This is a genomic window from Massilia sp., assembly GCF_031995545.1.
In the GTDB taxonomy this organism is placed as follows: domain Bacteria; phylum Pseudomonadota; class Gammaproteobacteria; order Burkholderiales; family Burkholderiaceae_D; genus Telluria.
Window position 1 is genome coordinate 1 of the sequence record NZ_DAMAGA010000072.1, and the last position, 7,997, is coordinate 7,997.

6 protein-coding genes are annotated in these 7,997 nt (G+C 67.3%); 2 read left to right on the forward strand and 4 right to left on the reverse strand.

The window, feature by feature from the left end:
- Positions 1–82 precede the first annotated feature (82 nt).
- The 4 genes from RTQ83_RS23935 to hmgA all read right to left on the reverse strand — a co-directional run bounded on the left by RTQ83_RS23935 (position 83) and on the right by hmgA (position 5,876).
- Positions 83–2,260 carry an EAL domain-containing protein gene (locus tag RTQ83_RS23935; RefSeq protein WP_312520470.1) on the reverse strand — a complete coding sequence of 726 codons (2,178 nt, stop codon included), beginning with the start codon at positions 2,258–2,260 and terminating at the stop codon, positions 83–85.
- Positions 2,261–2,283: 23 nt separating this feature from the next.
- Positions 2,284–2,997, reverse strand: coding sequence for an MBL fold metallo-hydrolase (locus tag RTQ83_RS23940; protein ID WP_312520473.1), 714 nt, complete (start codon positions 2,995–2,997; stop codon positions 2,284–2,286).
- Between the two features lie 137 nt (positions 2,998–3,134).
- Positions 3,135–4,460 carry a hemolysin family protein gene (locus RTQ83_RS23945; RefSeq protein WP_312520476.1) on the reverse strand — a complete coding sequence of 442 codons (1,326 nt, stop codon included), beginning with the start codon at positions 4,458–4,460 and terminating at the stop codon, positions 3,135–3,137.
- 123 nt (positions 4,461–4,583) lie between these two features.
- Complete coding sequence (gene hmgA / locus RTQ83_RS23950; RefSeq protein WP_312520479.1) at positions 4,584–5,876, reverse strand: homogentisate 1,2-dioxygenase; 1,293 nt, start codon at positions 5,874–5,876, stop codon at positions 4,584–4,586.
- Between the two features lie 193 nt (positions 5,877–6,069).
- On the opposite strand from hmgA, the gene RTQ83_RS23955 reads away from it, so the two are divergent.
- Together RTQ83_RS23955 and hppD are read left to right on the forward strand one after the other, a co-directional pair.
- Positions 6,070–6,975, forward strand: coding sequence for a LysR family transcriptional regulator (locus RTQ83_RS23955; protein ID WP_312520482.1), 906 nt, complete (start codon positions 6,070–6,072; stop codon positions 6,973–6,975).
- A gap of 54 nt (positions 6,976–7,029) precedes the next feature.
- Positions 7,030–7,997: 4-hydroxyphenylpyruvate dioxygenase (gene hppD, locus RTQ83_RS23960; RefSeq protein ID WP_312520484.1), on the forward strand; the 968-nt coding region annotated here is incomplete at its 3' end.

The following is a 7,997-nucleotide window of genomic DNA, read 5'->3' on the forward strand; positions in this document are numbered from 1 at the left end:
ACTCCCCAAGAGTGGACAATGTCCGACTTTTGGGGGGCAGTTCACTTCGCGGGAATGACATGCTAAGTTTGTCGACTGCCGGTCAGAGTAGTTGGCCCGCGCCGTAACGCCGCTCGAAGTCTTCGAGCGGCATCGGCCGCGCCAGTAAATATCCCTGCAGCACATCGCACCCGCAGCTGCGCAGAAATGCGCGCTGCGCCTCGGTTTCGACCCCTTCCGCCACCGTCGACAAACCCAGTTTATGGGCCAGCGCCACGATCGCTTCCACGATCGGCGCGCCGTTCGGATCGGCTTCCACATCCTTGACGAAGGCGCGGTCGATCTTGAGCGTCGACAGCGGCAGGCGCTTGAGGTAGGCCAGCGACGAATAGCCGGTCCCGAAATCGTCGAGCGCGAATTCCAGCCCCAGCGCGCGCAGCGCGTACATCCGTTCCGCCGTGATCGCCAGGTCTTCGGCGAACACGCTTTCGGTGATCTCCAGTTGCAGCCGCCTGGGATCGGCACCGCTCTCGACCAGCGCCGCCGCCACCGACTCCAGGAAGCGCGGGTCGCGCAGCTGCTGCACGCTGACGTTCACCGCCAGCTTGATGTTTCCTAACACCGGGTCGTGCGCCCAGCGCGCCAGTGCGGCGCAGCCCTGTTCGATCATCTGCAGGCCGAGCGCGACGATCAGACCGGTGTCTTCGAGCAGGCCGATGAATTCGCCCGGCATGCCCAGCGTGCCGTCGTCGCGGCGCCAGCGTACCAGGCCTTCGGCGCCGGTGAGCTTGCCGGCGCAGTCGAACTGCGGCTGGCAGTGCAGCACGAACTGGCGCTGCTCGAGCGCCAGGCGCAGCGCCGCTTCCAGGGCGGCGCGCCGTTCGGCCTCGGACTGCATCGCCGGCTCGAAGAAGCGCGCGGTGTTGCGGCCGTCGGCCTTGGCCCGGTACATGGCCAGGTCGGCTTCCTTCAAGAGCGGCTCGATGCCGGTGCTGGCGCCGTCGAACAGGGTGATGCCGATGCTGGGCGTGCTGCGCGCACTGTGGGCACCGAGCTGGAACGGACGGCCGAGCACCGCCAGCAGGCGTTCAGCCACGGCCTGCGCCGCGCCGATCGCTTCCGCGCGGAGCGGCCCCAGGTGTTCGAGCACCACCACGAACTCGTCGCCGCCCAGGCGCGCCACATGGGCGTCGCAGCGCAGCTCGCTGAACGCTTCGCCGCACACCTCGCCGCGTACGACGTCGCGCAGCCGCTGCGCCACCTGGTGCAGCAGCAGGTCGCCCACCGCGTGGCCCATGGTGTCGTTCAGCAGCTTGAAGTTGTCGAGGTCGATGAACAGCAGCGCGCCGAATTCGCCGCTGTGGGCACTGTGCGCCAGAGTCTCGGCCAGCAGCTCGGTCAGGTAGCGCCGGTTGGGCAGGCAGGTGAGCGGATCGAAATAGGCCAGCTCGTGGATGCGCTGGTCGGCCAGCTTGCGCTCGGTGAGGTCGGTATTGGTGCCGGAGATGCGCAGTGCCCGGCCGTGCGCGTCGCGCAGCACGTAGCCGCGCGAGAGCACCGGCACCGGGTGGCCGTCGCGATGGCGCAGGCGAAATTCCACGCTGTAGCTTTCGCGCGGGCCCGCCAGCAGTGCCTCCAGGAAGCCGGTCACGCCCGGCAAGTCCTCGGGGTCCACCGCGCGGCGCCAGAAATTGTTGTCGGGCGCGATTTCGTCAGGGCGGTAGCCGAGCATCGCCCACCAGCGCTCGGAATAATAGATTTCGTTGCCCTGCAAATCCCAGTCCCAGGGCGCGTCGGACGAGCCGCGCAGAATCAGGCGCAGCCGTTCTTCGGACTTTTGCAGCGAGCGTTCGGCGTCCTTCAGCGCGGTACAGTCGGTGAAGCACACCACCACCCGTTCCACGCGGCCGCCGTCGTCCAGTTCGGGATAGGCATTGGCCAGCATCCAGCGCAGCGCGTGCGGGTGGCGCTGCGGCAGTCCGATCACCAGGTCGGTCAGCTGCGCGCGGCTGCGCAAGACCCGGTGCACGGGGAATTCGTCGGCCGGCATCGGCGTGCCGTCGGCGCGCAGCAGCTGCCAGTCGGCCGCGTCCGCGGGCGCGCCGATCAGGGCCGCCTCATCCAGCCCGAGCAGCGAACAGGCGAGGCAATTGGCCGACAGGATGCGGCCGTCGGCGCCGTGCACGATCACGCCCGCCGGCAGATGTTCCAGCAGCTCGTCGATACGGCGCTGGAGCTCGGCTGGCTTGGCGAGCGCACTCGCGCTGTTCCGGTCTTGCACAATGGCCATCCGCTGGAGCTGGTTCAGGCACCGTGGGGCAGGTCGGCGGGCAGGCCCAGCTGGCGGTTGGCCGGCAGCGCCACGTCCATCAGTTTCGGCCGCGGCAGGTCGAGCGCCGCCATCAGGGCGATGAAGTCGTCGCGTTCGCGCCGGGCCAGGCGCGCGTTGTGGTCGCGTTCCCAGCCGACCGTCGAGACCGACTGGCCGCGGTAATCGTGGCCCGGCCAGACGCGGGTGGCCGCGTCCAGCGTGAACAGCTTGCGCGTGACGCTGTCGTACAGGTCGGCCGCGCTGCCGCTCTGGAAGTCGGTGCGCCCGCAACCGTCGATCAGCAGCGTGTCGCCGGTGAACAGGTTGCCGCGCCACAGGTAGCACATGCTGCCGGCGGTGTGGCCCGGGGTGTGGATCACGGCGATGTGTTCGCGCGCGCCGAAAGCGACGGTGTCGCCGTCCTCCAGTTGCATCTCGGCCGGCCCGATGCCGCAGCCGCTCGGCACGCAGGCGCTGGCGCCGGTATGCGCGCGCAGGCGTCCGGCCGAGGTCACGTGGTCGGCGTGGGCATGGGTTTCCAGCACATGGGTCAGGTGCAGGCCGAGACGCTCGAGGTGGGCCAGGTCGCGCGCGAAATGGCGGTCGACCGGATCGATGATGACCGCGTCGCGCGAGTCCGGCGCGGCCAGGATGTAGGTGTAGGTGGACGACTCGGCGTCGAACAGCTGGATCGGATTGACTTGCATGCAGTTTCCTTTTGGTGCAGCCAAAGTTGTACCACAAGTGTGTTTGTCAGGAAAGTCCGGATCGGCTGTTCACAATTCTTTCTGGAAAGATATGTGGTTTTTGATGCACGGCGCCGGGTAGCGCGCCGTTGCCGTCGTCAGGCTGGCGCGGCCGCCGGTTCCGGCGCCGCCACCCCTGCCACCAGCACCCGGTCGATGCGGTTGCCGTCCATGTCCACCACCTCGAAGCGCCAGGCGCCCCATTCGAAGAATTCGGAAGTCTTCGGGATGTAGCCGAGCTGGTAGAGCACGAAGCCGGCCAGTGTGTGGTAGGCGCCGTTGTCTTCGTCGGGGAAGCGCAGTTCGCTGTTCATCAGGTCGCGGAAGCGGTCCAGGTCGATGCCGCCGTCGAGCAGCCAGCTGCCGTCCTGGCGCTGCACCGCGTCCGGATCGTGCTCCTCGCCGATCACGGTGACGTCGCCGACCAGCGCGCTCATCACGTCGGACAGGGTCACCATGCCCTGGATGTCGCCGTACTCGTCGACGATCAGGGCCAGCTCGGCGCTGTTCTTCTTGAACGACTCCAGCAGCACCATGGCGCTGACCGATTCCGGCACGTACAGCAGCGGCTGGATCGCGGCCTCGATGTTGACGGCCTCGAGCGAGCCGTGCCTGACCGCCTGGGCCAGCAGGTCGCGCACCGCGATGAAGCCGATGATCTGGGCGCGGTCGCCCCGGTACACCGGGAAGCGGCTGTAGGTGCTGTCGGCGATCAGGTCGAGGATCTCGCGCCGGTCGGCATCGAGGTCGATCAGCACCAGGTCGACGCGCGGCGTCATCAGGGCTTTCAGGTGGCGGTCGTCCAGGCGCAGCGCGCGCGAGACGATGTCGTATTCGGTCTTCTCGAACAGGCCGGTGTCGGCGCCTTCCTTGATCATGCCGGCGATGTCTTCCTCGGTAGGCGCTTCTTCCTTGGCTTCGCGGATGCCGATCAGGCGCACGATGGCTTCGGTGGTCAGGGACAGGATCTTGACGAACGGCGCCATGATCTTCGACAGCAGGTTCAGCGGCGGCGCGATCAGGGTCGCCATCGCGTCCGGATAGCGCATCGCGATGCGCTTGGGCACCAGTTCGCCCAGGATGATCGAGACGAAGGTGATTCCCAGCACCACGATGAACAGCGACGCCTCGTAGGCATACCTGGCGGGCAGGCCGAAGGCTTCGAGCTGCGGTTCCAGGCGCTGCACCAGCGAGGCTTCGCCGAAGGCGCCGGTAAAGATGCCGATCAGCGTGATGCCGACCTGGACGGTGGAAAGGAAATGGCTGGGATTGTCGGCCAGCTCGATGGCGATGCGGGCGCCGCGGCTGCCTTCGTCGGCGCGCCGTTCCAGGCGCAGGCGCTTGGCGGAGACGAGCGCCAGTTCGCTCATCGCGAACACCCCGTTCAGCAGGATGAGAACGAGGATGATCAGTATGTCGGACATAGGGGGCTGCAGCCCTGTGCATCGGTCTTCCCGGGCCGTGGCCGGGCACGCCACCATGGCGTACGGCGCATCATGGCATAAGCGACAGAATCACGGAACACGGCACGCGTGCGCGGCTGTACCTCAGGGCTGGGGCCGGAAGAACTTGCGGATGCCGGCCCAGCACTGCTGGTAATCGGGCTGCAGCTGGGGCGAGGCCAGCGCCTGCGCGGTCGGGATCAAGGGGTTCCTGGTCTCGAACATGAAGGCCATGGTGTCGGCCACTTTGTGCGGGCGGCTGGTGTCGGCATGGCTCGCCTTGTCGAAGGTGGCGGCATCCGGTCCGTGCCCGCTCATGCAGTTGTGCAGGCTGGCGCCGCCCGGATTGAACCCCTCGGCCTTGGCGTCGTACGCGCCGTGGATCAGGCCCATGAACTCGCTGGCCACATTGCGGTGGAACCAGGGCGGGCGGAAGGTGTCTTCGCCCACCAGCCAGCGCGGCGGGAAGATCACGAAGTCGAGCGTGTCGACGCCCGGCGTGTCGGACGGCGACTGCAGCACCAGGAAGATCGACGGATCGGGGTGGTCGTAGCTGATCGAGCCGATGGTGTTGAAGTGGCGCAGGTTGTATTTATACGGCGCGTAGTTGCCGTGCCAGGCGACCACGTCCAGCGGCGAATGCTTGATGTCGGCCCGCCACAGGCGGCCGCCGAACTTGGCCACCAGCTCGAAGTCGCCCTCGACATCTTCGTAGCGCGCCACCGGCGTCAGGAAGTCGCGCGGGTTGGCCAGGCCGTTGGAGCCGAGCGGACCCAGGTCGGGCAGCCGGAGCAGGGCGCCGAAGTTCTCGCAGATATAGCCGCGCGCGGCGCCGTCGGGCAGCAATACCTGGAAGCGGATGCCGCGCGGGACCACCGCGATCTCATGCGGTTCGAGCTCGAGCAGGCCGAGTTCGGTGGCGATCTGCAGGCGGCCCTGCTGCGGCACGATCAGCAGCTCGCCGTCGGCGTCGTAAAAATAACGGCCTTGCATCGAACGGTTGGCGGCGTACAGGTGGATCGCGCAGCCGCTCATCGCGTCGCTCGAGCCGTTGCCGGCCATGGTGACCCAGCCGTCGATGAAGTCGGTCGGCGCATCCGGCATCGGTAGCGGGCTCCAGCGCAGCTGGTTGGGCGGCGCCGGGGTGTCGAAGCGCCCGACGATGCGGCCCGTGTCCATCGCCGCGAAGCTGCCGTGCACGGCGGCCGGGCGGATCCGGTACAGCCATGAACGCCGGTTGTGGCTGCGCGGGGCGGTGAAGGCGGTGCCCGAGATCTGTTCGGCGTACAGGCCATACGCCACCTGCTGCGGCGAATTGCGGTGCTGCGGCAGGGCGCCGGGCAGGGCTTCGGTGGCGAATTCGTTGCCGAAGCCGGACTGGTAGCCGGACTGGATCATGCGGATGTCTCCCTCGTTCGTATGGACGGCGCGCTCGCCGATGGCGCCACTCTAGAATATCCAACCGTGTTTTACGAGATGAATAACAAAATGTAGACTATTCATGTCATCAATATTGCTGTTCGGTGAGCGGGGCGGGCGCGGACAATGCCGATCGCGCCGCCCGGTCGGGCCGCGCCGCCACGGGAACCCCATGATCGAACCGCACGCCATCGACCTGAACCTGCTGTCCGTGTTCCAGGAAGTCTACCGGGAGCGCCAGATCTCGTCTGCCGCCCGGCGCCTGGGGTTGTCGCAGTCGGCGGTCAGCAATGCGCTGGCGCGCCTGCGGCGCAGCTTCGGCGACGAGCTGTTCGTACGCACCGCCAGCGGCATGCAGCCGACCCCGCTGGCGGCGCAGATGGCCGAACCGATCGGCGCCGCCATGGCGCAGGTGGCGCTGGCGCTGAACCAGCGCAGCCGTTTCGAGCCGGCCACCAGCAACCGCCGCTTCAACCTGGCGATGACCGACGTCGGAGAAATCTACTTCATGCCGACCCTGATCGAGCGCTGCCGCCAGCTGGCGCCGCAGGTGCAGATCAGCTCGCTACGCGTGGCGTCGCCGCAGCTGAAGGAGGAGATGGAAGGCGGGCGGGTCGACCTGGCGGTGGGGCCGTTCGAGGACGTGTCCGAAGCGCTGTACCAGCGCCAGCTGTTTCGCCAGCCCTTCGTGTCGATGTTCCGCAAGGGCCATCCGCTCGGGCGTGGCGTTTTGAGCCCGGAGCGCTTCGTGGCGGCCGAACATCTGCTGGTGGACGCCGCCGACAGCCCGTACGACCGCGTGAACGCCGTCCTGATGCGCGCCGGCGTAAAGGCCGACAGCCGCTTCCGGGTGCCGCATTTCACCGCCGTGCCCTACATCGTCAGCAGCAGCGACCTGGTGGTGACGGTGCCGCAGAAGCTGGCCGAGCGCGCGGCAGCACCGTTCGGCCTGGAGTGGGTGACGCCGCCGCTCGACCTGCCGCCGCTGCAGACGCATATTTTCTGGCACCGCCGCTTCAACCAGGATCCGGGCAACGCCTGGCTGCGCGGCCTGCTGGCCGATGTGTTCGCCGAATGAACACACCACTTGTACACACTGAGTTACACACACCAGGAATAGAGGAAGACGATAATGGCAGACCTGTTTGACAATCCCATGGGCCTGATGGGCTTCGAGTTCGTCGAGTTCGCTTCGCCCACGCCGGGCGTGCTGGAAGACGTGTTCACCAAGCTCGGCTTTACCAAGGTGGCCGTGCACCGCTCGAAGGACGTGGTGCTGTTCCGCCAGGGCGGCATCAATTTCATCGTCAACAACGAGCCGAAGAGCCACGCCGCCTATTTCGCCGCCGAGCACGGCCCGTCGGCCTGCGGCATGGCGTTCCGGGTGCGCGACGCGCACCAGGCCTATGCCCGGGCGCTGGAGCTGGGCGCCCAGGCGGTCGAGATCCCGACCGGCCCGATGGAGTTGCGCCTGCCGGCGATCAAGGGCATCGGCGGCGCGCCGCTGTACCTGATCGACCGCTTCGACGAAGGCGACACCGTCGGCAAGTCGATCTATGACATCGACTTCGAATTCCTGCCCGGCGTCGAGCGCAATCCGAAAGGCCACGGCCTGTCGATCATCGACCACCTGACGCACAATGTGTACCGCGGCCGCATGAGCTACTGGGCCGGCTTCTACGAGAAGCTGTTCAACTTCCGCGAGATCCGCTACTTCGACATCAGCGGCGAATACACCGGCCTGACCTCGAAGGCGATGACGGCGCCGGACGGCATGATCCGCATTCCGCTCAATGAAGAAGGCAAGGCCGGAGGTGGGCAGATCGAGGAGTTCCTGATGCAGTTCAACGGCGAAGGCATCCAGCACATCGCGCTGCTGACCGACGATCTGATCCAGACCGTGGACGCGCTGCGCGCCGCCGGCGTGCCCCTGATGAGCGCGCCGCCGGAAACCTACTACGAGATGCTCGACGAGCGCATCCCGGGCCACGGCCAGGACGCCGAGGCGCTCAAGGCGCGCGGCCTGCTGCTCGACGGCGCGGTCAAGGACGGCAATGCGCGCCTGCTGGTGCAGATCTTCGGCGAGGCGCAGCTGGGGCC

Coding starts and splice junctions, on each gene's coding strand:
- RTQ83_RS23940 (WP_312520473.1), bottom strand. CDS start 2,997: ATGCAAGTCAATCCGATCCAGCTGTTCGACGCCGAGTCGTCCACCTAC.
- RTQ83_RS23945 (WP_312520476.1), bottom strand. CDS start 4,460: ATGTCCGACATACTGATCATCCTCGTTCTCATCCTGCTGAACGGGGTG.
- hmgA (WP_312520479.1), bottom strand. CDS start 5,876: ATGATCCAGTCCGGCTACCAGTCCGGCTTCGGCAACGAATTCGCCACC.
- RTQ83_RS23955 (WP_312520482.1), top strand. CDS start 6,070: ATGATCGAACCGCACGCCATCGACCTGAACCTGCTGTCCGTGTTCCAG.